Annotated in this window: 19 protein-coding genes; 7 read left to right on the forward strand and 12 right to left on the reverse strand. The window is 72.2% G+C overall.

Annotated elements, in window-relative coordinates; translation table 11 throughout:
- Positions 1-27: 27 nt before the first annotated feature.
- From ACIPWA_RS09700 to ACIPWA_RS09715, 4 genes are all read right to left on the reverse strand, one after another.
- The gene (locus tag ACIPWA_RS09700; protein WP_400289778.1) at positions 28-240 is read right to left on the reverse strand and encodes a hypothetical protein; all 213 of its coding nucleotides are present in this window, start codon (positions 238-240) and stop codon (positions 28-30) included.
- A gap of 586 nt (positions 241-826) precedes the next feature.
- Complete coding sequence (locus ACIPWA_RS09705; RefSeq protein ID WP_400289780.1) at positions 827-3,013, reverse strand: intein-containing Rv2578c family radical SAM protein; 2,187 nt, start codon at positions 3,011-3,013, stop codon at positions 827-829.
- Positions 3,014-3,069: 56 nt separating this feature from the next.
- Positions 3,070-3,756 carry a flavodoxin gene (locus tag ACIPWA_RS09710; RefSeq protein WP_400289781.1) on the reverse strand — a complete coding sequence of 229 codons (687 nt, stop codon included), beginning with the start codon at positions 3,754-3,756 and terminating at the stop codon, positions 3,070-3,072.
- Positions 3,753-4,688 (reverse strand): helix-turn-helix transcriptional regulator, encoded by a 936-nt coding sequence (locus ACIPWA_RS09715; protein ID WP_400289782.1) that lies wholly within the window; start codon positions 4,686-4,688, stop codon positions 3,753-3,755. The genes ACIPWA_RS09710 and ACIPWA_RS09715 overlap by 4 nt, the downstream gene beginning before the upstream one ends.
- Positions 4,689-4,836: 148 nt before the next feature.
- On the opposite strand from ACIPWA_RS09715, the gene ACIPWA_RS09720 reads away from it, so the two are divergent.
- Together ACIPWA_RS09720 and ACIPWA_RS09725 are read left to right on the forward strand one after the other, a co-directional pair.
- Entirely contained in the window at positions 4,837-5,877 is a 1,041-nt protein-coding gene (locus tag ACIPWA_RS09720; RefSeq protein WP_400289783.1) for a zinc-binding dehydrogenase, read from the forward strand.
- Between the two features lie 103 nt (positions 5,878-5,980).
- On the forward strand, positions 5,981-6,862 hold the full coding sequence (locus tag ACIPWA_RS09725) for an aldo/keto reductase (protein ID WP_400289784.1): 882 nt from the start codon (positions 5,981-5,983) through the stop codon (positions 6,860-6,862).
- A 135-nt stretch (positions 6,863-6,997) separates the two neighbouring features.
- On the opposite strand, the gene hisS is transcribed toward ACIPWA_RS09725, so the two are convergent.
- Positions 6,998-8,395, reverse strand: coding sequence for a histidine--tRNA ligase (gene hisS / locus ACIPWA_RS09730; RefSeq protein ID WP_400289785.1), 1,398 nt, complete (start codon positions 8,393-8,395; stop codon positions 6,998-7,000).
- A gap of 44 nt (positions 8,396-8,439) precedes the next feature.
- A complete protein-coding gene (locus ACIPWA_RS09735; protein WP_400289786.1) occupies positions 8,440-9,228 on the reverse strand; it encodes an MBL fold metallo-hydrolase in 789 nt (262 codons plus the stop codon).
- Between the two features lie 189 nt (positions 9,229-9,417).
- On the opposite strand from ACIPWA_RS09735, the gene ACIPWA_RS09740 reads away from it, so the two are divergent.
- The 5 genes from ACIPWA_RS09740 to ACIPWA_RS09760 all read left to right on the forward strand — a co-directional run bounded on the left by ACIPWA_RS09740 (position 9,418) and on the right by ACIPWA_RS09760 (position 14,975).
- Positions 9,418-10,134 (forward strand): peptidylprolyl isomerase, encoded by a 717-nt coding sequence (locus tag ACIPWA_RS09740; RefSeq protein ID WP_400289787.1) that lies wholly within the window; start codon positions 9,418-9,420, stop codon positions 10,132-10,134.
- Positions 10,131-11,894: a DUF349 domain-containing protein gene (locus tag ACIPWA_RS09745; protein ID WP_400289789.1), complete on the forward strand. Its 1,764-nt coding sequence runs from the start codon at positions 10,131-10,133 to the stop codon at positions 11,892-11,894. Before ACIPWA_RS09740 ends, ACIPWA_RS09745 begins: the two co-directional genes overlap by 4 nt.
- A gap of 105 nt (positions 11,895-11,999) precedes the next feature.
- Entirely contained in the window at positions 12,000-12,686 is a 687-nt protein-coding gene (locus tag ACIPWA_RS09750; RefSeq protein ID WP_400289791.1) for a hypothetical protein, read from the forward strand.
- 4 nt (positions 12,687-12,690) lie between these two features.
- Complete coding sequence (ligD, locus tag ACIPWA_RS09755) at positions 12,691-13,782, forward strand: non-homologous end-joining DNA ligase (RefSeq protein WP_400289793.1); 1,092 nt, start codon at positions 12,691-12,693, stop codon at positions 13,780-13,782.
- Between the two features lie 107 nt (positions 13,783-13,889).
- Positions 13,890-14,975, forward strand: a complete 1,086-nt coding sequence (locus ACIPWA_RS09760) for a protein kinase family protein (RefSeq protein ID WP_400289795.1) — start codon at positions 13,890-13,892, stop codon at positions 14,973-14,975.
- A gap of 89 nt (positions 14,976-15,064) precedes the next feature.
- Here the strand turns inward: ACIPWA_RS09760 and ACIPWA_RS09765 are convergent, their stop codons facing one another.
- The 6 genes from ACIPWA_RS09765 to yajC form a co-directional block, all read right to left on the reverse strand.
- Entirely contained in the window at positions 15,065-16,171 is a 1,107-nt protein-coding gene (locus ACIPWA_RS09765) for an ATP-dependent DNA ligase (RefSeq protein WP_400289797.1), read from the reverse strand.
- A 119-nt stretch (positions 16,172-16,290) separates the two neighbouring features.
- Positions 16,291-18,606 carry a RelA/SpoT family protein gene (locus ACIPWA_RS09770; protein WP_068625169.1) on the reverse strand — a complete coding sequence of 772 codons (2,316 nt, stop codon included), beginning with the start codon at positions 18,604-18,606 and terminating at the stop codon, positions 16,291-16,293.
- A 56-nt stretch (positions 18,607-18,662) separates the two neighbouring features.
- The gene (locus tag ACIPWA_RS09775) at positions 18,663-19,235 is read right to left on the reverse strand and encodes an adenine phosphoribosyltransferase (RefSeq protein ID WP_400289800.1); all 573 of its coding nucleotides are present in this window, start codon (positions 19,233-19,235) and stop codon (positions 18,663-18,665) included.
- Between the two features lie 6 nt (positions 19,236-19,241).
- Entirely contained in the window at positions 19,242-20,360 is a 1,119-nt protein-coding gene (gene secF, locus ACIPWA_RS09780) for a protein translocase subunit SecF (RefSeq protein ID WP_056652101.1), read from the reverse strand.
- Complete coding sequence (secD, locus tag ACIPWA_RS09785) at positions 20,360-22,114, reverse strand: protein translocase subunit SecD (RefSeq protein ID WP_400289803.1); 1,755 nt, start codon at positions 22,112-22,114, stop codon at positions 20,360-20,362. Before secD ends, secF begins: the two co-directional genes overlap by 1 nt.
- A 130-nt stretch (positions 22,115-22,244) precedes the next feature.
- On the reverse strand, positions 22,245-22,667 hold the full coding sequence (yajC, locus tag ACIPWA_RS09790; protein WP_400289805.1) for a preprotein translocase subunit YajC: 423 nt from the start codon (positions 22,665-22,667) through the stop codon (positions 22,245-22,247).
- Between the last annotated feature and the right edge of the window lie 86 nt (positions 22,668-22,753).

Raw genomic sequence — 22,753 nt, forward strand, 5'->3', positions numbered from 1 at the left:
GCGCGGGCGTCCGCCGGGCCGTCGCGTTCAGCGGACGGGGGCCGTGCCCATCGCGTGGCGGACCACGTACTCCGGCCCGACGTCCACGGACAGCCACGCCCACACCGACTCCGCGTCGTACGGCGTCCAGGAGACGGCGCACGCGAGGACCGCGACCTCGCCGTCCTCGAGCGCAGGCAGGGTCCACTCGAGCCCAGGGCGCTCGGCGGCTCCTCGCTGGTCGCTGGTCGCTGGCAGCACGTGGCCACCCGAGCCGGCGCGGCACCTCGTCCACCAACGACAGGTCGCTCGCAAGCTGGGGATGGTCGGACGTCCACCGCGTGGGGCACAGCCCTCGGAGAGCGAGGCCCCAGACTCCTTCGCTGTCCGGCCCGCCGATGACCAACTCTGTGCGACCGTCGTCGACAGCGAGCGCCGCGAGGTGCTGCCCGTCGGCGGTCCCGACCTCGAGGCCGACGGGCTGATCAGCCATCTCGATGCGCAGGCCCGTCTCGATGGGCGCACCCAGGGCCCGGACCCGCCATGCCACACCCCAGGTCGTGGCCGGAGACCTCCCCTCCTCGTCGAAGGTCGGCAGGGGCGTGAGGATCTGCTCGAGCGACCACGAGGGGCCGCTCCAGTGCAGCAGCCGACCGCCGGCGGGCAGGGCCAACGCGGGGCCGGGAGCGGTTCCCAGGACCCGTCCGGCGCACCGGGCGGACAGGACGACGTCCCCGAACGGGGTCCGGACGTGCGGCGCCACGTCCTCCAGGGCGGGCAGCCCGCGAGAGGTCGGCCAGGCGGGCGTCATGGTGCGAGAGCGTAGCCGTCCTGGTGCATGCCTGTCCTAGAAGAGCAGCTGCTCGGCGCTCGCGGCCGCGCTCGTGCCCGTGCGTCCTGGCGGTCTGCCGCTGTCCCGGTGCTGCGTCACCAGACTCCCGGCCGGGTAGTCGCCCTCGTCGGGCCGCGCTCGCTCGCCAGGGGTCTCGGGGTGCCAGGCGGTCCGGGCGTGGCCGGATGTGCGCGCCTGGGACCGGTGCCCGGCGCTCGCGAAGCCGCGCTCGACGAGCAGGGGGCGCACCCGGTCCCACAACCAGTCCTGGTACGCGCGGCTCGCGTACGACCCGCCCGCGTAGACGCGTTCGTACCCCGCGACCCGCTCGGGGTGGTCGCGGCGCAGCCAGGCCATGAACCACTCGCGGGTGCCGGGCTTGAGGAACAGCGGGAGGACCGTGGCGCCGGTCGCGCCGGCCTCGTGGACCGCGTCGAGCAGGCGCGTGAGGTGGTCGGTCGAGTCGGTGAGCCAGGGCAGGACCGGGGCGATCATGACCCCGCACGGCAGCCCGGCACCCCGGGCGGCGCGGATCAGGTCGAGGCGGGCGCGCGGCGTGGGCGTCCCGGGCTCGACGGCCTGCTGGAGGTCCTCGTCGACGAAGGCCAAGGAGACCCCGATGCCCACGTCCACGCTCTGCGCCGCCTGCGTCAGGCGCGGGAGGTCTCGGCGCAGGAGCGTGCCCTTGGTGAGGATCGAGAACGGCGTGCGCGAGGCCTCGAGGGCGTCGATGATCCCGGGCATGAGCCGGTAGCGTCCCTCGGCGCGCTGGTAGGGGTCGGTGTTGGTGCCGAGCGCGACCGCGTCGCCCGCCCAGGACGGCTTGGCGAGCTCGGCCCGCAGCACCTCGGCGACGTTCATCTTCACGACGATCTGGCTGTCGAAGTCCTCGCCGGGGTTCATGTCGAGGTAGCGGTGCGAGGGGCGGGCAAAGCAGTTGTGGCTGATGACGCCGTTCGCGATGAAGTCCCCAGTCCCTGTCGTGAGGTCGAGAAGGTCGCGCACCTCCCCGGTGTCCTCGACCGACCGGACCGTGAGCGGCGCGTCCGACTTCACGGCGCGCCCGGTCATTGCGAGCTTCCTGCTGATCGCAGGATCGACGATCCTGAAGAACCTCGTCCGCGCCGCCAGCCCACCGACGACCCTGATGGTGGAGACCCCGTTCTCCCTGGGTGGCTCGCGCACGAACGGAACCTCGATCACCGTGAGCGCTCGGGTGATGCGCGTGAGGATCTCCTCGTCCTTGTTCGAGATGCGCAGCGCCCCTTGCGAGCAGCTGCCCTCCGCGTCGAAGATCCCCGCAAGATAGCCGATGGCCCATTCGCGCTCCACCACTGGTGGCCAGCTGATGAGCGCCTGGATCGCGTCGAAGTGCGCGGACCTGGACGTGAAGATGGCCATGATCGATCGTCTCGTGGTGGATCCGGCGCTGAACGGTCGCATCGTGGTGGTGATACCCGCCTGCTCGAGAAAGTCGCGCGATCTGTCGAGGGCTTCCCGGTCCGCCAGTGCGAGCCGAAACATGCTGACGTTGTTGGGGTTCCCGCTGCGGCGCCGGTAGGTCCTCCTGAAGAGCATCCCGTCGCCACGGATCATGCCCGTGAGGTAGCCGCGCCGGTAGGCCGCGTCGTCCCGGGAGGCCGAGTGCGTCTCCAGATCGCCCGTCCCGAATCCCATCAGCTTGTTGTTCGTCGTCAGATACGGCCGCTGGCCCGCCCCGCACTCACCGGGGGCGACATGCTTCCAGCCGCGGTCCGTGAGAAACCTGTGATCGCCGCTCGCCGTGAGACGCGTCCCGTCCTCGAGCGTGATGGCGAAGGCTCGCTTGCGTGTTGCCCAGACGTCTTCGACAGTCGTGAGGACATAGCGCCTGTACCGGCCGCTGACCTCGGTACCGACGACCTGGTCACCCGCCCGGATGTCACGCAACGGCACCTGACGCCCGTCACCACGGAGGATGAGCGTGTCGGGGCCGAGGCAGTAGGAGCACGCATGGGAGCAGCCGCGGTACGGGTTGATCGTCCAGGTGAACGGCATGCGGGACTCCCCCGGCACCTTGGACAGCGCGCTCTTGGCGAGCACCTCGTGGAACGTGACCCCGGCGAACTCCGGGGTTCGCACGGTCCGCACGAGCCCCGCCATGCGGCCGAGCCCGGGCAGCGCGCCGTCGTCCGCCGTGATCGCCTGCCCGTCCCATCTCATGGCGCCATTCGAACACATGTTCGATCATGTTGTCGACGACGGTGGCCCGGGACGACTCAGCCGATCCCCGCTGCGCGCACCCAGCGGTCGATCTCCGGCCCGGCGTCGGCGACACCCTCCCCGCGCACCGCGAGCCCCTCGCCCACGACCGCGTCGGGAGCGAGGGTCGCGTAGACCTCGGGCGCCCGGCCGAGGCCGCTCATGGCGTGCGTCGTGACGGGCAGGATCGTCGTGCCCGCGAGCGAGAGGCCGTCGAGGAACGTCGACATGATCATGGGCGGGCGCACGTTCCAGATCGGGCTCGCGAGGATCACGTTGCCATACCCGGCGAGGTCCGGCAGCGGCTCGGCGATCTGCGGGCGGGCGTCCTCGTCCTGCTCGCGCACGTTGCGCGCCACCGTCTCGTCATAGTCGTGCGGGTACGGGTCGGCGGCGGTGACGCGGTGGAGGTCGCAACCCGTGCGCTCGACGATCATGGTCGCCAGCACCTCCGTGCTGCCGACCTCGAGGTCGCGCCGGCCGCCGTCCCAGTAGTTCTCGCCGGGGCGGGAGAAGAAGACGAGCAGCGCGCCGCCGCCAGCCGTCGCGCCCGTGGTGGGCCGCGGTGCCGTCGTCGGGCCGGCCGCGACAGGCTCGCGAGGCTGCGCCCGACCTCCCGTCCCCGCGCACGAGGCCACGGCGAGGACCCCGGCACCGGCGACCGCGACGCGCAGCAGGTCCCGACGCGAGACGGCGGCCGTCACACGCCCGTCGCCCGGTCGGCGCCCGCCCCGTCGGGCGCGCCCGCCGCACCGACCGCCTCGGCAACCGCGTCGGCGTCGCGGGTCGCCGCGAGCGACGCCAGCAGCGCGAGGGCGTCGGCCGCGGGGCTCCCCGGGGCCGCGCTGTACGCGACCAGGCCCAGCCCCGGCTCCTGGGCGAGCTCCATGACGTCGTAGTCGAGCGCCAGGACCCCGACGGCGGGGTGGTGCATGCGCTTGAGACCCGCCCGGTGCACGCGGACGTCACGCGTGGCCCACAGCTCCCGGAACCGCTCGGAGCGCGTCGAGAGCTCGCCGACCAGGTCGCTGAGCGCCCGGTCGTACGGGTTGCGTCCCGCAGCGCCGTGCAGCGCGGCCACCACGGCGCGGGACACCTCGTCCCAGTCCACGTAGTAGCGCCGAGCCGCAGGATCGAGGAACGCGAACCGCGCGGTGTTGGGCGCGGTACCCGTCTCTCGCGCGAAGTCGTGGACGGGGGCGTGCAGCTCGCGAGCCAGAGCGTTGGTCGCCACGATGTCGCGACGGCTGTCCGTCACGTACGCCGGGGTCGTCGTCATCGAGTCCAGGACGCGCTGCACCGACACCGGGACCGTCGCGGCACGCACCGGCTCGCGCCGCTTGCGGGCCGGCTGGTTGGCGGAGTGCGCGAGATGACGCAGGTGCTGCGTCTCGGCCTCGTCCAGCCGCAGGGCCGACGCGAGCGCATCGAGCACCGCGTCCGACGCCCCGGCCAGGTTGCCGCGCTCGAGCCGCGCGTAGTACTCCGAGGAGACGCCCGCGAGGACCGCGACCTCGTCCCGGCGCAGGCCCGGGACCCTGCGCCGCCCGGTGCTCGGCGGCAGCCCGACCTCGGTCGGGCTCAACCGGGCTCTGCGGCTCGACAGGAAGTCTCGCACCTCGTCTCGTGGGTCCATGCCCTCGACCCTACGGACCCCGCCCCGCCCGAGCCATGCACTGTCAGTACCCCTCTCGACAGGGCGTTCCTCCCTCACCCGGGCGATGGTGGAGTGGATGCAGTGCCGCCGACCGACCGGTGGCCACCCGGACGAAGGGACCGAATCCATGCGAGCGACGTTCTTGCACGCCACGGGCGACATCAGGGTCGACGAGGTCCCCGACCCCGTGATCCAGGAGCCCACCGACGCCCTCGTGCGGGTCGTGCGAGCGTGCGTGTGCGGCTCGGACCTGCACCGCTACCACGCCTACGCCGGCGAGCCCCGCCCCATGGGGCACGAGCTCCTCGGCGTCGTCGAGGACGTGGGGGCCGACGTCGCCACGGTCCGCCGCGGCGACTTCGTGATCTGCCCGTTCGGCATCCAGGACAATACGTGCGTGTACTGCCGCGAGGGCATGCAGACCTCGTGCGTGCACGGGCACTTCTTCGGCACGGGCGGGGTGGGCGGCGCCCAGGCCGAGGCCGTACGCATCCCCCTCGCCGACGGCACGCTCGTGCGGACCGGCACGGCGCTCGCGGACACCGACGAGGCGATGTTGAACTCGTTGCTCTCGCTCTCGGACGTGTTCCTGACCGGGCACCACGCCGCCCACATGGGCAAGGTCGGTCCCGGGCGGACCGTGACCGTGATCGGGGACGGCGCCGTGGGGCTGAGCGCGGTCCTGGCCTCCCGACGGCTCGGCGCCGAGCGCGTCGTCCTCATGGGACGCCACACCGACCGCACCGCACTGGGCGTCGAGCTCGGCGCGACCGACGTGGTGCCCGAGCGTGGCGAGGAGGGCGTCGCCCGGGTCCGTGACCTCACGGACGGGCAGGGGACGCACGTCGTGATCGAGGCCGTGGGGCACATGCCCGCCTACCAGCAGTCGTACGGGGTCGTGCGCGTGGGCGGCGTCATCTCACGGGTCGGGGTCCCGCAGTACGAGGACGCACCCGTCGGGTGGGGCTCGCTGTTCGGACGCAACATCACGCTCACCGGCGGCCCCGCCCCGGTGCGGGCCTACATCGAGGACGTCCTGCCGGACGTGCTCGCCGGACGCGTCGATCCCGGTCGTGTGTTCGACCGCGTCCTCCCGCTCGACCAGGTCGCCGAGGCCTACCGCGCCATGGACGCGCGCGAGGCCCTCAAGGTCGTGGTCCTGCCCTGACCGTCGACGGCGGTCGGGGACCCCCGCTCGGCGTTCCCGACGCCCTCAGCCCACCCTTTCAGCCCTTCCGTCTGCACGACCGGAACCCCCCAAGGAGCACCGCATGACCATCCCCGTCCTCACCCTGAACAACGGCGTCACCCTGCCGGCCCTCGGCTTCGGCGTCTTCCAGACGGCACCCGAGGAGACCGTCTCCTCGGTCCGCACCGCGCTCGAGACCGGGTACCGGCTCGTGGACACCGCCGCGGCCTACGGCAACGAGCGCAAGGTCGGCCGGGCGATCGCCGAGTCGGGCCTCGACCGGGCCGAGGTGTTCCTCGAGACCAAGGTGTGGATCAGCGACTACGGCTACGACAAGACGCTGCACGCGTTCGACAAGTCCGCGGGCAAGCTCGGTGTCGAGCAGATCGACCTGCTGCTCCTGCACCAGGCCCTGCCGAGCCGGTTCGACCTCACGCTCGAGGCCTACCGCGCGCTGGAGACGCTCCTGGCCGACGGCAAGGTCCGCGCGATCGGCGTCAGCAACTTCATGCCCGAGCACCTCGACCGCCTCCTGGAGACGGCGAGCGTCGTCCCGGCCGTCAACCAGGTCGAGGTCCACCCGTACTTCCAGCAGCGCGACCTCCAGGCCGTGGACGCGGCGCACGGCATCCTGACCCAGGCCTGGTCCCCCATCGGCGGCATCACCTCCTACCGCGAGGGCGGTGCCCGCACGTTCGACGACCCCGAGATCCTCGCGATCGCGAAGGCGCACGGGAAGTCCGCCGCGCAGGTCATGCTCCGCTGGCACCTGCAGGAGGGCCGCTCCGCGATCCCCAAGTCGACCAAGCCCGCCCGCATCGCCGAGAACTTCGACGTGGCCGACTTCACGCTCACGGACGCCGAGCTCGCCGCGATCGACGCGCTCGACCAGGGCGTGCGCCGCGGCCCCGACCCGGCCGACATCACCCTGGAGACCTTCGGCCGGGACATCCCGGAGGCCTGAGCGGCCCTCACCGAGGCGCCGTCGCCGCGCCCGGCGGCACGGCGCACCGACCCGCAGCACGCGTGAGGCCCGGCAAGGGGAATCCCCTGCCGGGCCTCACGCACGTCCTCCCGGGTCAGCGCCCGGACAGCGGGCTCACTCTCCCGCGGGCACGACCCGCGGCCACAGGTCCTCCTCGGCCGGGGCCCACACCGCCGGGTCAGCGGCGACCTGCTCGCCCGAGCGGATGTCCTTGACCTGGTGCGCAACGACCTCGCCGTCCGCACCGATCCCCGCGGGGAACCACACGAACGGGATGCCGCGACGGTCCGCGAACTTGATCTGCTTGCCGAACTTCGCCGCGCTCGGCGCGACCTCGACCGGGATGCCCCGCGAACGCAGCGCGACCGCGACCGCGTCCGACGCGGCACGCGTCTCCTCGCTCGTGACCGCGACCACGACCGCGCTCGGCACCGACCGCGTCGAGCGGACCAGGCCCGCGCTCAGCAGCCGCGAGACCAGCCGCGAGACGCCGATCGACAGCCCCACCCCCGGGTAGGTGTTCGCACCGTCCGAGGCCAGGGTGTCGTAGCGCCCGCCCGAGCAGATCGACCCGAGCTGCTCGTGCCCCACCAGCACCGTCTCGTAGACCGAGCCCGTGTAGTAGTCCAGGCCGCGCGCGATCTTGAGGTCGGCGACCACGACCCCCGGCGCCCGCACGGCCGCCGCGTCGATCAGCGCCGACAGCTCGCGCAGGCCCTCCTCGAGCAGCTCCGAGGTCACGCCGTGCTCGCCCGCGAGCGCCCGCACCCGCTCCGCGACGCTCGCGTCCGAGCCGGAGATCGCCGCGAGCGCGAGGCACGCGGCCGCCTGCTCGGGCGTCGCGCCCGTCTCGGCGACCAGCAGCGCCCCGACCTTGTCCGGGCCGATCTTGTCGAGCTTGTCGATGCTGCGCAGCACGCCCTCGACGTCGTCCAGCCCCAGCCCGCGGTAGAAGCCCTCGGCGACCTTGCGGTTGTTCACCAGGATGCGGACCTCGGGCACGCCGATCGAGCGCAGCTCGCCCAGCGCCTCGGCCATGACCAGCGGCAGCTCGACCTCGAAGTGGTAGGGCAGCTCGCCCGCACCCACGACGTCGATGTCCGCCTGCACGAACTCACGGAAACGCCCGTCCTGGGGGCGCTCGCCGCGCCACACCTTCTGGATCTGGTGACGCTTGAACGGGAACGCCAGGTGACCGGCGTTCTCCAGCACGTAGCGCGCGAACGGCACGGTCAGGTCGAAGTGCAGGCCGAGCTGCTTGTCGGCCTTGCCCGACCGCTCGTCCGCGGCCCCCTCCGCCGTCTCCTCCTGGAGCCGGCGCAGCACGTACACCTCCTTGGAGGTCTCGCCCTTGCGCAGCAGCTGGTCGAGGGGCTCGACGGCTCGCGTCTCGATCCCCGCGAAACCATGGAGCTCGAACGTGCGACGCAGCGTGTCGAGCACGTGCTGCTCCACGACGCGTCCAGCAGGGAGCCATTCGGGGAAACCGGAGAGAGGTGTAGGTCGGGCCATGGGACCCGATCTTTCCAGACTCCAGGACCGGACGAGCAATCCGTTCACAGACCCCGCAGGTACGGGTTGGTCCGGCGCTCGCGGCCGATCGTGGTCAGCGGCCCGTGGCCCGGGACCACCTGGAGGGCGTCGTCGAGGCGCCCGACGACGTCGCGCAGGGTTCGCTGCATCGTCTCGCCGTCGCCGCCGGGCAGGTCGGTGCGCCCCACCGACCCTGCGAACAGGACGTCCCCGGCGAGCACGACCCCGGCCTGGGCGCCGCCGTCGCCGCTCGGGTCGGGTCCCACCACGACGGGCAGATAGAGCGTCGAGCCCTGGGTGTGCCCCGGAGCGTGCAGGGCGTCGACCAGGACGCCGTCGAGGTCGAGCCGTTCGCGGGCCCCGGCCCCCGGCTCGCCGGCCGTACCGAAGGTGCGCACGTCGCCCGGAGCCCGGTAGTCCTCGACCCGTGCCCCGCCCGCGGCGAGCGCCGCGGCCAGGGGGCCGGGCACGACCCGGCCGTCGGGCCCCGCGGGCGGGGCGCTCTCGATCGTGCCCAGAGGGTCGGCGAGCCGGTAGGCATCTGCCGCGTGGATCCAGAACGGGACGCCGTAGAGCTCGCACAGCTCGGCCGCGTCCCAGGTGTGGTCGGCGTGCCCGTGCGTGGCCAGGACCGCGCGAGGCGCGAGCCCCTGCTCGCGCACGAGCTCCACGACGCCCGGGACGACCCCGGCCCCTGCGTCGACGATCACGCAGGGGCGCGCGACGTCGTCGGGCAGCGGCCCCTCGAGGCGGGGCACGACGAGCGTGCAGTTGGTGCCGAACACGGGGGCCACCACGAGGAAGAGGTCCATGGGACGACACTAACGACCCGCACAAAGGGGGCACCTGATACCGGACCGTGACCTGAAAGGCGGCACGACACGGCGCCAGAACGCTCCCGATGCCTAGACTGTCCTCTGAAACCGTGGATCACCCGTGCACAGAACGCGCCCTCGCGCCCGCACGCGGAGCGGCCCGTGACGTGAGACGAAGGAGTTGGGGTGACGACGAGCAAGCGCGAACGCGAGCGTGCCCGCCGCCGCGAGGAGAAGTGGACCCAGCGTCAGGCGCAGGCCCGCGCCCGCAAGCAGCGGACGTGGACCATCGTCGGCGCGGTCGCCGCGCTCGCCGTCGTGGGCGGTGTCGTCGTGCTGGCACTCTCCGCGAACTCGGACGCCGGCGCGACCGACAAGACCTTCACGCTCCCTCCCCCTTCCGCCGCCGAGGACCGCGAGTGGACGGGCGAGCTGCGCACGAGCGCGGGCGACATCGAGTTCACGCTCGACGGGCAGGCCGCTCCTCAGACCGTCGCGAGCTTCGTCTCGCTCGCCCAGGGCGGGTTCTTCGACGGCACGCAGTGCCACCGCCTGACGACCTCGGGGCTCTTCGTCCTGCAGTGCGGCGACCCCACGGGCACCGGGACCGGGGGTCCGGGCTACTCGTTCGGGCCCGTCGAGAACACGCCCGAGGACGGGTTCTTCCCCGCAGGCACCATCGCCATGGCCCGTGCCCAGACCACGGACTCCCACGGCAGCCAGTTCTTCCTCGTCTACGAGGACACCACCTTGCCGACCGACACCGGTGGGTACACAGTTTTCGGCAAGATCACATCCGGCTTGGACGTCGTCCGAGCAGTCGCTGACGCGGGGACAGCGGACGGGGCCCCTGACGGCTCCCCCGCGACCCCGGTCACCATCGAAGGAGTTGAGACCCAGTGAGCGAGAGCACCGAGAACCACGCGAACTCTCCGGCGCAGGCATCCGAGGAGGCCACCGCAACGGAGCAGGTCGAGGTGCCGGCGGTCGCTGAACCGGCCGAGGGTGCCGAGGCACCCGCCGCCACGGAGACCGTCGAGACCGACGCGCCCGTGGCAGCAGCCGACGAGGCCCCCTCCGTCGAGGAAGCCGCGCCCGTCGCGGACGAGGCTCCTTCCGAGGCCACGGCCGACACCGACGCTGAGGTCACCGACGCCGCACCTGCAGCGGACGCGACGGACGCCGCACCGGCCCCCGTCGCCGAGGCCGAGGCCGAGGCCGAGCAGGCCCCCGCGGCCGACGCCCCTGAGGCGGCGCCGGCCCCCAAGCCCAGCCCCGCGCCCAAGCCGAGCGCCGTCCCGGTGCCCCGGCCCCCGCGCCCGGGTGCCCCGGCTGCTGCGACCCCTGCCGCCGCGTCGATCGCCCCGGCCGCGGCCGCGGCGGTCATCCCTGACGACAGCGCCGCTGCGAAGGCCGCGGCCGGGTTCGGCCGCGTCGACGAGGAGGGCACGGTCTACGTGACCGAGGCCGCGGGCGAGCGCAGCGTCGGGCAGTTCCCCGGGGTCACCCCCGAGGAGGCGCTCGCGCTCTACGTGCGTCGCTACCTGGACCTGCAGGCCAAGGTCGCGCTCTTCGAAGCCCGGCTGACCGGTACGGACCTGTCCGTCAAGGAGATCGACTCGACCCTCGCCAAGCTCGGTGAGGAGACCGCCGAGCCCTCGGCCGTCGGCGACCTGGACGGCCTGCGCGCGCACGTCGAGTCGCTGCGCACGGTCGCGGCTGCGCGCCGCGCCGAGCTCGAGGCCGAGCGCAACGCTGCCAAGGAGGCGGCGCTCGCCGCCCGCACCGAGATCATCGAGGCAGCCGAGAAGATCGCCTCGACGGACCCGGCGCGCATCCAGTGGCGTCCCGCGGGCGAGGAGCTGCGCAAGCTGCTCGACCAGTGGAAGGACGCCCAGCGCAACGGGCCGAGGATCGACCGGGCCAGCGAGGAGGCGCTCTGGAAGCGCTTCAGCCACGCCCGCACGGCCTTCGACCGCGAGCGTCGGCACTACTTCGCCGAGCTCGAGCAGCGCAACTCCTCCGCGAAGGAGGTCAAGGAGAAGCTCGTGCAGCGGGCCGAGGCCCTGCAGAACAGCACGGACTGGGGCGCCACGGCCGGCGCTTTCCGCGACCTCATGACCGAGTGGAAGGCGGCCGGGCGCGCCAACCGCCGCGACGACGACGCCCTGTGGGCCCGCTTCCGTGCAGCGCAGGACGCGTTCTTCGAGGCCCGGGACGCGCTCAACGCCGCCACGGACGCCGAGTACGCGGAGAACCTGGTCGTCAAGGAGGCTCTGCTGGAGCAGGCCGAGAAGCTCGTCCCCGTGACGGACCTCGCGCAGGCCAAGACGGCCCTGCGGGACATCCAGGAGAAGTGGGAGGACGCCGGCAAGGTTCCTCGCGCCGACATCCAGCGCGTCGAGGCCCGCCTGCGCGCGGTCGAGACCGCGGTCCGCGACGCCGAGCAGTCCCAGTGGTCGCGCTCCAACCCTGAGACGCGTGCGCGCGCCGAGGGCGCGGCCGCCCAGCTCGAGTCCGCGATCGCGGGCCTCGAGGAGGACCTGGCCGTTGCGACCGCCAAGGGCGACAAGCGCAAGATCGCCGAGATCGAGTCCTCGATCGCGGCTCGCCGCGCCTGGCTCGAGCAGGTCGTGAAGGCCGCCGAGGACTCCCGCGGCTGATCCTGCACCATCCGAGGGGCCCGGGCGGGCCTGTGGACGACGAGAGTTTCCACAGGCCCGACCGGGCCCCTCGCGCATGTCCGGACGGGGCGCCAGGCTGGCCCCATGTCCACCGGCACCGCTCCCCGCGCCCACGCGCCCGCCCCACCGGGCACCGGACCTGCTGGACCGCACCACCCGGCGGACCTCGCCATGGCCGTCCGCGTGCCGCCCGCGCCCGAGCTCGTGCGGCCGGCGCACGTCGGCGGTGCCGTCGCGTTCGCGGACCTGGTCCGCTCGGGGGCGCTGGTGCGTGTCCGGGGAGACGTCGCCGTGCGCCCGACGACGCCGCTCACCCCCGCGGTCCGTGCGGCCTCCCTGGCTCACCTCGTGCCCGAGCGCACCGTGGTCGGCGGCCTGAGCGCCGCATGGGTGCACGGCGGGACGCCGGCTCCCTCGACGGTCGAGGTGATCCACCCGCTCGGCGTCCACCGCCCGCCACCGCTGCCCGGGCGAGCCCCGCGGCAGAGCGCCCTCCTGCGTACCGAGGTCGCGCTCCTCGGTGGCGTCCTGGTGACGACGGTCGAACGCACGGCCCTGGACCTCGCGTGCCTGCACGACCCGCGGGCAAGCGGCCCCGTCCTGGTCGCGCTCGTGGCACGGTGCGGGCTCGACCTCGACGCGGTCCGTGACGCGCTCGACCTGCGCTCTCGGCGCACCGGCGCGCCCAGGGCCCGCCGGGTCCTGGACGCGCTCGCCGGACGCCTGCGGGCCGCGCCCGCAGGCGGCGAGCCCGGCCCCCGTCTACCGTGAACAGATGCCTCGTTCCACGACCCCGGCGGTCGAGCTCGACGTCGACGGACGCACCGTGCGCGTCACGAGCCCGGACCGTGTCGTCTTCCCGGGCCGCGGGCTCACCAAGCTCGACGTCGTCACGTACTTCCAGTCGGTCGGTCCCGGGATCCTCGCGGCGCTGCGCGAACGGCCCACGACGCTCGAGCGCTGGCCCAAAGGCGTGTTCGAGGGGGCCAGGCTCAGCACGCGCACCGACAGCAGCGGCGACGCGTTCTTCCAGAAGCGGCTGCCCCAGGGGGCCCCGGACTACGTCGAGACCGCCCGGATCGCGTTCCCCAGCGGCCGCACCGCCGACGAGGTGCGTCCCACCGAGCTCGCGGTGGTGCTCTGGGCCGCGAACCTCGGCACCCTCACGTTCCACCCGTGGCCGGTCACGGGGGCCGACGTCGAGGCTCCCGACCAGCTCCGCATCGACCTGGACCCCCAGCCCGGGACCGACTACACGGACGCGGCCAGGGTCGCGCCGCACCTGCGCGAGGTGCTCACGGAGCTGGGGCTCGAGGGGTTCCCCAAGACGTCCGGCGGGCGCGGTCTGCACGTGTTCGTCCCCATCACGCCGAGCTGGGGCTTCGTCGAGGCACGCCGGGCGACCATCGCGATCGGGCGCGAGCTCGAGCGCCGCCTGCCGGACCAGGTCACCACGAAGTGGTGGAAGGAGGAGCGGGGCGAGAAGATCTTCGTCGACTACAACCAGATGGCCCGCGACCGCACGATCGCCTCGGCCTACTCGATCCGTACCAACGCCCGCGCCACCGTCTCGGCTCCCCTGCACTGGGAGGAGGTGCCCGACGTCGGGCCCGACGACTTCGACGTCCTGACCATGCCGGCGCGCTTCGCCGAGGTCGGCGACCTGCATGCACGCCTCGACGCCACGAGCCCCGGCGAGCGGTACTCGCTCGAGGCAGCGCTCGAGCTCGCGGCGCGCGACGAGCGCGACCACGGGCTCGGCGACCTGCCCTACCCTCCCGAGCACCCCAAGATGGCGGGCGAGCCCAAGCGGGTCCAGCCCAGCAAGGACGCCTCGCGGCACGAGGAGCACGACGAGAAGGCTTGACCGCTCTCCGCGTGCCTCGACCGCTCGTGCACGTCTCTTCGGGCCCAGGCCGCCAGTCCAGCGCCTGGCCCCAGAGTTCACTGCCCAGCTGCGGGCACAATGGCGTGATGCTCAGCACCCGGCGTGCCCGTCACGACCTCGCGTCAGCCTCGCTCGCCGCCCGCGACGACGACGAGCTGTCCGCGTTCCTCCGTGATGCACCGACCAGCGCGGTGGGCGTCGGCGGTGGCACCTGCGTGCTCGACGTCGACGGCATCACGGTGTTCGCCAAGCGAGTCCCGATCACCGACCGTGAACTGGCGCATCCGCACAGCACGGCGAACCTGTTCGACCTGCCGACCTTCTGTCAGTACGGCATGCACCGACTCGCCGGCCCGGGCTTCGGCGCGTGGCGCGAGCTGGCCGCGAACGTCACCGTCACCGAAGGTGTCCTCGACGGTGAGTCGGAGTCCTTCGCCCTGCTGCACCACTGGCGGGTGCTCCCGGGACGCCCACCGGTCGCGCCCGAGCATCGGGACATCGAGGCGGTCGTCGCCCAGTTCGGAGGCGACCCGGCAGTCCGGACCCGCTTCGAGGAGCTGGCCGACGCGACCTCCAGCCTCGTGCTCTTTCTCGAGCACCTCCCCGACCGGCTGGTCGAGAGGCTGGAGAACCCGGTGGAGAGCGTCGAGACGTTCGAGCGGCAGCTCTTCGAGGCCGTCGCGTTCCTGCGTCGCAGGGAGGTGCTGCACATGGACGGACACTTCGGCAACCTGCGGGCCGACGACGACCAGATCTACCTCGTCGACCTCGGGCTGGCCACCTCGCCTCGTTTCGACCTGTCCGACGCCGAGCGTGACTTCGTCGCGGACCACGTCGACCACGATGCCGACTATGCGGCGATGCGACTGGTCAACTGGCTGGTCACCACGGTGTGCGATGTACCGTTGCCGGCCAGCGACGGCCATGCTGCACGCAACGCCTTCGTGCGTCAGTGCGCGAGCGGCGACATCCCGCCGGAGATGCCGGCGGCAGTGGCGCGCGTCCTGGCCCGGCACGCTCCCACGGCGACCCGGATGAACGACTTCTCGTGGCGACTGTTCGACGGCGACCTGCAGGCGCGCTATCCCGGGGCAGCCCCCACCCCGTCCGGCCCAGCGCTCACTCCTACCCCGTCCCTACCAAGCCCCCAGCCGCTCGGTGGACAGGAGTGACACTCGCCGATGCCTGCGCAGTCGGTCCTTGCGTCGTTCCGGTTCTGTGACCACCGAGCCCGGGTGCATCGGCCGGCGACGGCGTCCGCTCACGCCGCCCCCGGCGCCCCCGGAAGCAGCTCGTCGAGCCGGTAGCTCACGGGCTCCTCGAGCTGCTCGTACGTGCACGAGCCGGGCTCCCGGTCCGTGCGCCAGCGCCGGAGCTGGACCGTGTGCCGGAACCGGGACCCCTCCATGTGGTCGTAGGCCACCTCGAGGACCTTCTCGACGCGCAGCGGCACGAACGACAGGTCCTTGGTGCCGCTCCACCGCGACTGCGCGCCGGGCATGCGACCGGACCCTGGGCTCTCCCACCCCGCCCAGGGGTGCTCGGCGGCCTCGGGGCTCCCGGGGTCCAGCACGAGCGGCGCCAGCTCCGCCACGAGCTCGGCCCGTCGCGCCATGGGGAACGATGCCGCCACCCCGACGAACTGCAGCGCTCCCGCGTCGTCGTACAGGCCCAGCAGCAGCGAGCCCACGAGCGGGTCCTCGGGGGTCGAGGTCTTGTGCAGCCGGTATCCCGCGAGCACCACGTCCGCCGTGCGCTCGTGCTTGACCTTGAGCATGACCCGCTTGTTGGGCTGGTAGGGCGCGGCGAGCGGCTTGGCGACGACGCCGTCGAGGCCCGCGCCCTCGAAGACCGCGAACCAGTCCTGGGCCACGGCACGGTCCGTCGTGCGGGGGGTCAGGTGCACGTGCGGGCCGTGGAGCCCCAGCCCCGCGAGGAGCTCCTGGCGACGGCTCAGCGGCTCCTGCGTGACGTCGTCGTCCCCCAGCGCCAGCAGGTCGAACACCACGAGGCTCGCCGGCGTCTCGGCGGCCAGGCGGGCGACGCGCGAGGCCGCGGGGTGGATGCGCTGCTGGAGTGCCTCGAAGTCCAGCCTGCCGCCCTGGGCGAGCACGATCTCGCCGTCGACCACGCACCGCTCGGGCAACGCGTCGAGCACGGCCGCCACGACGTCCGGGAAGTAGCGCTCCATGGGCTTGGCGCTGCGGCTGTCGAGGCGGACCTCGTCGCCGTCACGGTAGACGATCGCGCGGAAGCCGTCCCACTTGGGCTCGAACACGAGCCCGCCGTCGACCGCGGCGGGGTCAGGGACGCCCGAGACCGACTTGGCGAGCATGGGCAGCGTGGGCGGGAGCACGGGCAGGTCCATCCCCCGATGCTGCCACCGGGGGCACCGTGGCACCCGTCGAGCGCGCCCCTCGCCCGGACGACGAACGCCCCACGTGCGCGACGTCGTCGGGCAGGTGGGGCGTTCGGTAGTGCCCGGGGTCAGGCCGGCAGCTGAGGTTGCTCGGCCGCCTTGGAGCCCGTGATGCGGTAGACGTCGAACACGCCGTCGATCTTGCGGACCGCGGACAGGACCGTGGCCAGGTGCCCGGGCTCGGCCATCTCGAACACGAACCGGGACATCGCGACCCGGTCGTTCGAGGTGGAGACCGTCGCGGACAGGATGTTGACGTGGTGGTCCGACAGGACCCGGGTCACGTCCGAGAGCAGACGCGAGCGGTCGAGGGCCTCGACCTGGATCTGGACCAGGAACAGGGCGTTGCTGCCCGTGGTCCAGTCGACCTCGACGATGCGCTCGGGCTGGTTGCGCAGCCCGACGACGTTGGCGCAGTCCGCGCGGTGGACGCTGACGCCCTGGCCGCGCGTGATGAAGCCGATGATCTCGTCGCCCGGCACCGGGGTGCAGCACTTGGCGAGCTTGACCCAGATGTCGTCCACGCCCTTGACGACCACGCCCGGGTCGCCCGTGCGGGGGCGGCGCGAGGTGTGCCCTGGGCGCGCGACCTCCGCGAGGTCCTCGGACGCGCCGTCCTCGCCGCCCATGGCGTGCACGAGCTTCTGCACGACGCTCGCGGCCGAGACCTGCCCCTCGCCGATCGCGGCGTAGAGCGCCGAGACGTCGGGGTAGCGCATCTCGTTGGCGAGCGCCACGAGCGACTCGTGGCTGAGCAGGCGCTGGATGGGCAGGTTCTGCTTGCGCATGGCCTTGGCGATCGCGGTCTTGCCGTGCTCGACGGCCTCCTCGCGGCGCTCCTTGGAGAACCACTGGCGGATCTTGTTGCGCGCGCGGGGGCTGTTGACGAACGCGAGCCAGTCGCGGCTGGGCCCGGCGGTCTCCGACTTGGACGTCAGGACGTCGACGACGTCGCCGTTCTCGAGCGTCGAGTCGAGCGGCACCAGGCGACCGTTGACCCGGGCCCCCATGGTGCGGTGCCCGACCTCGGTGTGCACGGCGTAGGAGAAGTCGACCGGGGTCGACCCCGCGGGCAGCGCGATGACGTCGCCCTTGGGCGTGAAGACGTAGACCTCCGCGCCGCCGATCTCGAAGCGCAGCGAGTCCAGGAACTCGGAGGGGTCCGCGGTCTCGCGCTGCCAGTCCACGAGCTGACGCAGCCAGGCCATGTCGTTCTGCGCGGGCTCGGGAGCCCCGCTCGCCTTGGCGATCTCCTTGTACTTCCAGTGCGCCGCGACGCCGTACTCCGCGCGGCGGTGCATGTCGTGCGTGCGGATCTGGATCTCGACGGGCTTGCCGCCGGGACCGATCACCGTGGTGTGCAGCGACTGGTACATGTTGAACTTGGGCATCGCGATGTAGTCCTTGAACCGGCCCGGCACCGGGTTCCATCGCGCGTGCAGCGCACCGAGCGCCGCGTAGCAGTCGCGCACCGTGTCCACGAGGACGCGTGCGCCGACCAGGTCGTAGATCTCCGCGAAGTCGTGCCCGCGCACGATCATCTTCTGGTAGATCGAGTAGTAGTGCTTGGGGCGGCCGGTCACGGTCGCCTTGATCTTGGCGGTGCGCAGGTCCGCCGTGACCTGCTCGCGGACCACGGCGAGGTACTCCTCGCGGGCCGGGGCACGCTCGGCGACCAGGTGGACGATCTCCTCGTACACCTTGGGGTAGAGGGTCGCGAACGACAGGTCCTCGAGCTCCCACTTGATGGTGTTCATGCCCAGGCGGTGGGCCAGGGGCGCGTAGATCTCGAGGGTCTCGCGCGCCTTGCGCTCGGCCGAGGAGGACGGCACGAACTTCCAGGTGCGGGCGTTGTGCAGGCGGTCGGCCAGCTTGATGACCAGCACGCGGATGTCGCGGGCCATGGCCACGACCATCTTGCGCACGGTCTCGGCCTGGGCCGCGTCGCCGTAGGTCACCTTGTCGAGCTTGGTGACGCCGTCGACGAGCATCGCGATCTCTTCGCCGTACTCCTCGGTGAGGCGCTCGAGCGAGTACTCGGTGTCCTCGACCGTGTCGTGGAGCAGCGCGGCGGCCAACGTCGCGCCGTCGAAGCCGAGGTCCGCGAGGATCGTGGCGACCGCGACCGGGTGGGTGATGTACGGGTCGCCGCTCTTGCGCATCTGGCCGCGGTGGGCCTTCTCCGCGGTCGCGTAGGCCCGCTCGATCACCGAGAGGTCGGACTTGGGGTGGTTGGTACGTACCGCCTGCAGCACCGGTTCGAGGGCGGGCGTGCCGCCCTGGCTCCCCCGCACACCGAACCGCACGAGGCGCGAGCGTACGCGCGCCGCCGAGGACGGCCCGCTCTCACCGGACGATCGACCCGTCCGTGTCTCTTCGCTCATGCGTGCCTCCTCTCCCTGGTCGCCGGAGAATCTCGACGTCCGTCGGAGTGGCAATCCTACGACTCCACGCGCAGGAGCGTGTCGACCTGGTGGCCTGCGAGCCGCGCGCGCCCGCCGAGGCCGTCGAGCTCGAGGAGGAACGCAACCCCCGCGACGACGCCTCCGCAGCGCTCGATCAGCTCGACCCCCGCCGCGGCGGTGCCGCCCGTGGCCAGGACGTCGTCGACGATCAGGACGCGCGCGCCCTGCGGGAGGGTGCCCGTGCGCAGCTCGATCGACGCCGTGCCGTACTCGAGGTCGTAGGTCACGGTCTCGGTGGGCGGCGGGAGCTTGCCGGCCTTGCGCAGCGGCAGGAAGCCGACGCCGAGGCGTGTGGCGAGCGGTGCGCCGATCAGGAAGCCGCGGGCCTCGAGACCGGCGACGAGGTCGACGCCCCCCGCGGCGAATGCCGCGAGGGAGTCGACCACGTCGCCCAGCGCCCTGCCGTCGGCGAGCAGACCGGTGATGTCACGGAACGTGACGCCGGGCTGGGGGTAGTCCGGGACGTCGCGGATCAGTCCGAGGACCTCGGCCGCGCGCTCGGACCCCAGGCCCGTCAGTCCGACGGGCAGGATGCTGCTGGTGCTCATGAGGGGTCAGTGCCCCCGCTTGCGTCGCGGCTGCGCCTTGACGCCCTGGTGCGATCCGGGCTGGAGCTGGCCCGTGGCCTGGACCCCGGCCGCGGCGAGCTGGGCGTCGCGCGAGGCACCGCCCGTGCCCTCGGCCGCCTCGGCGACGAGCGCGGCGCGCTTGTCCAGGACCTTCTGGGTGTGCTCCTTGATGGCGGGCTCGCGCTCGCGCAGCGAGACCTCCAGGGGCGTGGCCAGGAAGATCGAGGAGTAGGCACCCACGGCCATGCCGACGAAGAGCGCGAGCGCGATGTCACGCAGCGTGCCGGCGCCGAGCAGGAACGCGCCGATGAACAGGATGGCGCTGACGGGCAGCAGGGCCACGACCGAGGTGTTGATCGACCGGACGAGCGTCTGGTTGACCGCGAGGTTCGCGCGCTCGGCGTAGGTGCTGCGGGTCTGGTCGAGGATGCCGGCCGTGTTCTCGCGGACCTTGTCGAAGACCACCACGGTGTCGTAGATCGAGTACCCGAGGATCGTCAGGAAGCCGATCACGGTCGCCGGGGTGACCTCCCAGCCGATCGCCGCGTAGATCCCGACCGTGATGATGAGGTCGTGGAAGAGCGCGATGAGCGCGGCCGCGGCCATGCGCCAGTTGCGGAAGTAGATCGTCATGACCACGCCCACGAGCGCGAGGAAGACGATCAGGCCTGTGATGGCCTTCTGCGAGACGTCCTTGCCCCAGCTGGGGCCGATGAACGCGGTCGTGACGTCGTTCTCGGTCACGTCGTAGGCGCCGGCGAGCGCGTCCCTGACCTCGGTGACCTCGTCCGCCGTCAGGCGGTCGGTCTGGACGCGGATGGCGCTGCCGCCGACCGTCGTGACGCGCGGCACCTCGGCGGGGGCGACCTCGGACACGGCGTCGATCGCGGGCTGCTGGCTCGTGTCGCTGACGTTCGAGACGACGAACTCGGAGCCGCCACGGAAGTCGATGCCGAGGTTGAAGCCCTTGGTGAGCAGGACCCCGAACGACAGGAGCACCATGACGATCGCGACGATGTAGAAGCGGCGGCGGTTGCCGACGATCTGGTAGGACTTGCGCCCCGTGTAGAGGTCGTTGCCCCACTGGGCGAATCCCTGCGCCATCAGAGGTTCTCCTCGTTCTTGTCGCCCTCGGTCGAGGAGTCGGTGGTGGTCGAGCCGGACTCGGCCGCGCGCCGTGCGGCTGCGCGGCGCTCGGCGATCGTCTGCCGGGTCCCCTCGCCCGCCGTGGCGGTGCCGACGCTCGCGCCGACCTTCTCCCGCGTGGGGCTGCCGAAGGGTTCGTCGCTCGACGTGTCGCTCACGGGTGCGTCCTGGGTGCCTTCGGCGCCCTGCCGGGCGACCCGTCCGCGCCCGGCGTACCGGGCGCTCGCGCCGAGGCGGCGCGGGTCGAGGCCCGAGGCAGGGTGCCCGTTCGCGAAGAACTTGGTGCGTGCGAGCAGCTGCATGACCGGGTGCGTGAACATGAAGACGACGATCAGGTCGATCAGCGTCGTCAGACCCAGCGTGAACGCGAAGCCGCGCACGCCGCCCACGGCGAGGAAGTACAGCACGACCGCAGCGAGGAAGTTGACCGCGTCCGAGGCCAGGATGGTGCGCCGTGCGCGGTCCCAGCCCTTCTCGACGGCCGAGTTCAGGGTGCGTCCGTCGCGCAGCTCGTCGCGGATGCGTTCGAAGTACACGATGAACGAGTCAGCGGTGATGCCGATCGCGACGATGATGCCCGCGACACCGGGCAGGGAGAGCCGGTACCCGATCGTCCAGGACAGCAGCAGGATCACCCCGAAGGTGAGCACGGCCGCGATGCCGAGCGAGGCCACCGTGACCAGGCCGAGGGCCCGGTACTGGAAGAGCGAGTAGATGACGACCAGCAGCAGTCCGATCGCGCCGGCGATGAGGCCCTTCTCGAGCTGCTCGCTGCCGAGCGTCGCGGAGATCTGCTGCTCGCTCTGGACCTCGAAGGTCAGCGGGAGCGAACCGAAGTTGAGCTGGTTGGCCAGCAGCGCGGCGCTCTCGCGCGTGAAGTTGCCGGAGATCTCGGCCTTGCCGTCCTGGATCGCGACGTTGGCCGTCGGGGCGGAGATGACGAGCCCGTCGAGGACCATGGCGAACGCGTTCTGCGGGGCAGGCAGCGCGACCAGGCGCGTGGTGGTGTCGCGGAAGGCCTTGGTGCCCTCGGCGTTGAACTCGATGTTGACGACCCACTGGCCGGTGCTCACGCCCTGGGCCGTGGTGCCGAGGCCCGAGCTCGCGTTGGAGATCTCGGTGCCCTCGATCTCGACCGGGCCCAGGATGTACTTGACCGTGCCGTCGTCGGCGCACGTGACGAGCGGGGCGTCGGCGTCGTCACCGGTGCCGCCCGTCAGGTTCTTGGGGTCGGTGCAGTCGAGCGCGTCGAACTGGGCCTGGATCTCCGGGGTGATCTGGGCCAGGTCGCTGGGGCTCGTGGGGGTCACGGGCGCGGTGGGCTCGGTGGGCTCCTCGGCCGGCGTCTCGGAGGCCACCGGGGTGGGTGCTCCGTACGTCAGGACCGGGCGGAAGCGCATCTGCGCGGACTTCCGCACGAGGTCGAGCGTCTCGTCGCTCGGGGTGCCGGGCAGCCCGACGACGATGTTCTTGCCCTGGCTGGTGATCTCGGCCTCGGTGACTCCCGAGGAGTCGACACGCTGGCGGATCACGTTGATCGCCTGCTGGATCGTCTCGTCGGTGACCTGCCCCTCGGAGGCGATCGGCGTCAGGATGATCTGCGTGCCGCCCTCCAGGTCGAGGGCGAGTCCGGGCGTGGTGCTCGCGTCCGACCACTTGGTGCCGGCGAAGATCGACGCGAACAACGCGACGATCAGTGCAGCGAGGATCACCAGGGTACGTACGGGCCTGGCGCGTCGTGTGTTGGAGGTGGCCAACTATCCGTCTCTTCTCGTGCGCGCGACATCGAGCGTGCGATGACGCGGATCGACGTCGCGCCCCGGGATCGGGGCGCGACGTGTGTCACTTGCTGTCGGTGCCGTCGTCCCGCTTGTCCCCCGGCTTGTCCGTCAGTCCGGACAGGTCGTCCGGGACGTCGAGCACGTCGTCGACCGTCGAGGTCGAGTCGGTGTCCCCCAGGACCGAGCCGTCCTCGTCGTCGTCCTCTGCCGGGTCCTCGGCGACGGGCGGCTCGACGAGCTTGGCGATCGCCGCCCGCAGCCAGCGGGACTGGTTGCCGGGGGTGGACTCGATCGTGATGATGTCCTTCTCCTCGTCGACCGCGACGATGGTGCCGAACAGGCCGGAACCGGTCATGACCTCCTGGCCGGGGGCCAGGTTGGTCCGGAAGGCTGCTGCTTCCTTCTGGGCCTTGCGCGACCGGCTGGTCATGAGGAACATCGCACCTGCGGCGAGGGCGAGGATGAGGATGAGACTGAAGTCCATGACGGGGTAACCGATTCCTGTTCTGTGCTGGGATCTGCGCGGCAGTCTAGGCGCACGCGTACGGATCACCAACGAACCGTACGACC

The sequence above is a fragment of the Oerskovia enterophila genome, from assembly GCF_044748475.1.
Classification (GTDB): Bacteria; Actinomycetota; Actinomycetes; order Actinomycetales; family Cellulomonadaceae; genus Oerskovia; species Oerskovia enterophila.

Coding starts and splice junctions, on each gene's coding strand:
- ACIPWA_RS09720 (WP_400289783.1), top strand. CDS start 4,837: ATGCGAGCGACGTTCTTGCACGCCACGGGCGACATCAGGGTCGACGAG.
- ACIPWA_RS09760 (WP_400289795.1), top strand. CDS start 13,890: ATGCTCAGCACCCGGCGTGCCCGTCACGACCTCGCGTCAGCCTCGCTC.
- secF (WP_056652101.1), bottom strand. CDS start 20,360: ATGGCGCAGGGATTCGCCCAGTGGGGCAACGACCTCTACACGGGGCGC.
- ACIPWA_RS09735 (WP_400289786.1), bottom strand. CDS start 9,228: ATGGACCTCTTCCTCGTGGTGGCCCCCGTGTTCGGCACCAACTGCACG.
- ACIPWA_RS09725 (WP_400289784.1), top strand. CDS start 5,981: ATGACCATCCCCGTCCTCACCCTGAACAACGGCGTCACCCTGCCGGCC.
- yajC (WP_400289805.1), bottom strand. CDS start 22,667: ATGGACTTCAGTCTCATCCTCATCCTCGCCCTCGCCGCAGGTGCGATG.
- ACIPWA_RS09770 (WP_068625169.1), bottom strand. CDS start 18,606: ATGAGCGAAGAGACACGGACGGGTCGATCGTCCGGTGAGAGCGGGCCG.
- ACIPWA_RS09750 (WP_400289791.1), top strand. CDS start 12,000: ATGTCCACCGGCACCGCTCCCCGCGCCCACGCGCCCGCCCCACCGGGC.
- ACIPWA_RS09715 (WP_400289782.1), bottom strand. CDS start 4,688: ATGGACCCACGAGACGAGGTGCGAGACTTCCTGTCGAGCCGCAGAGCC.
- ACIPWA_RS09705 (WP_400289780.1), bottom strand. CDS start 3,013: ATGAGATGGGACGGGCAGGCGATCACGGCGGACGACGGCGCGCTGCCC.
- ACIPWA_RS09775 (WP_400289800.1), bottom strand. CDS start 19,235: ATGAGCACCAGCAGCATCCTGCCCGTCGGACTGACGGGCCTGGGGTCC.
- hisS (WP_400289785.1), bottom strand. CDS start 8,395: ATGGCCCGACCTACACCTCTCTCCGGTTTCCCCGAATGGCTCCCTGCT.
- ligD (WP_400289793.1), top strand. CDS start 12,691: ATGCCTCGTTCCACGACCCCGGCGGTCGAGCTCGACGTCGACGGACGC.
- ACIPWA_RS09765 (WP_400289797.1), bottom strand. CDS start 16,171: ATGGACCTGCCCGTGCTCCCGCCCACGCTGCCCATGCTCGCCAAGTCG.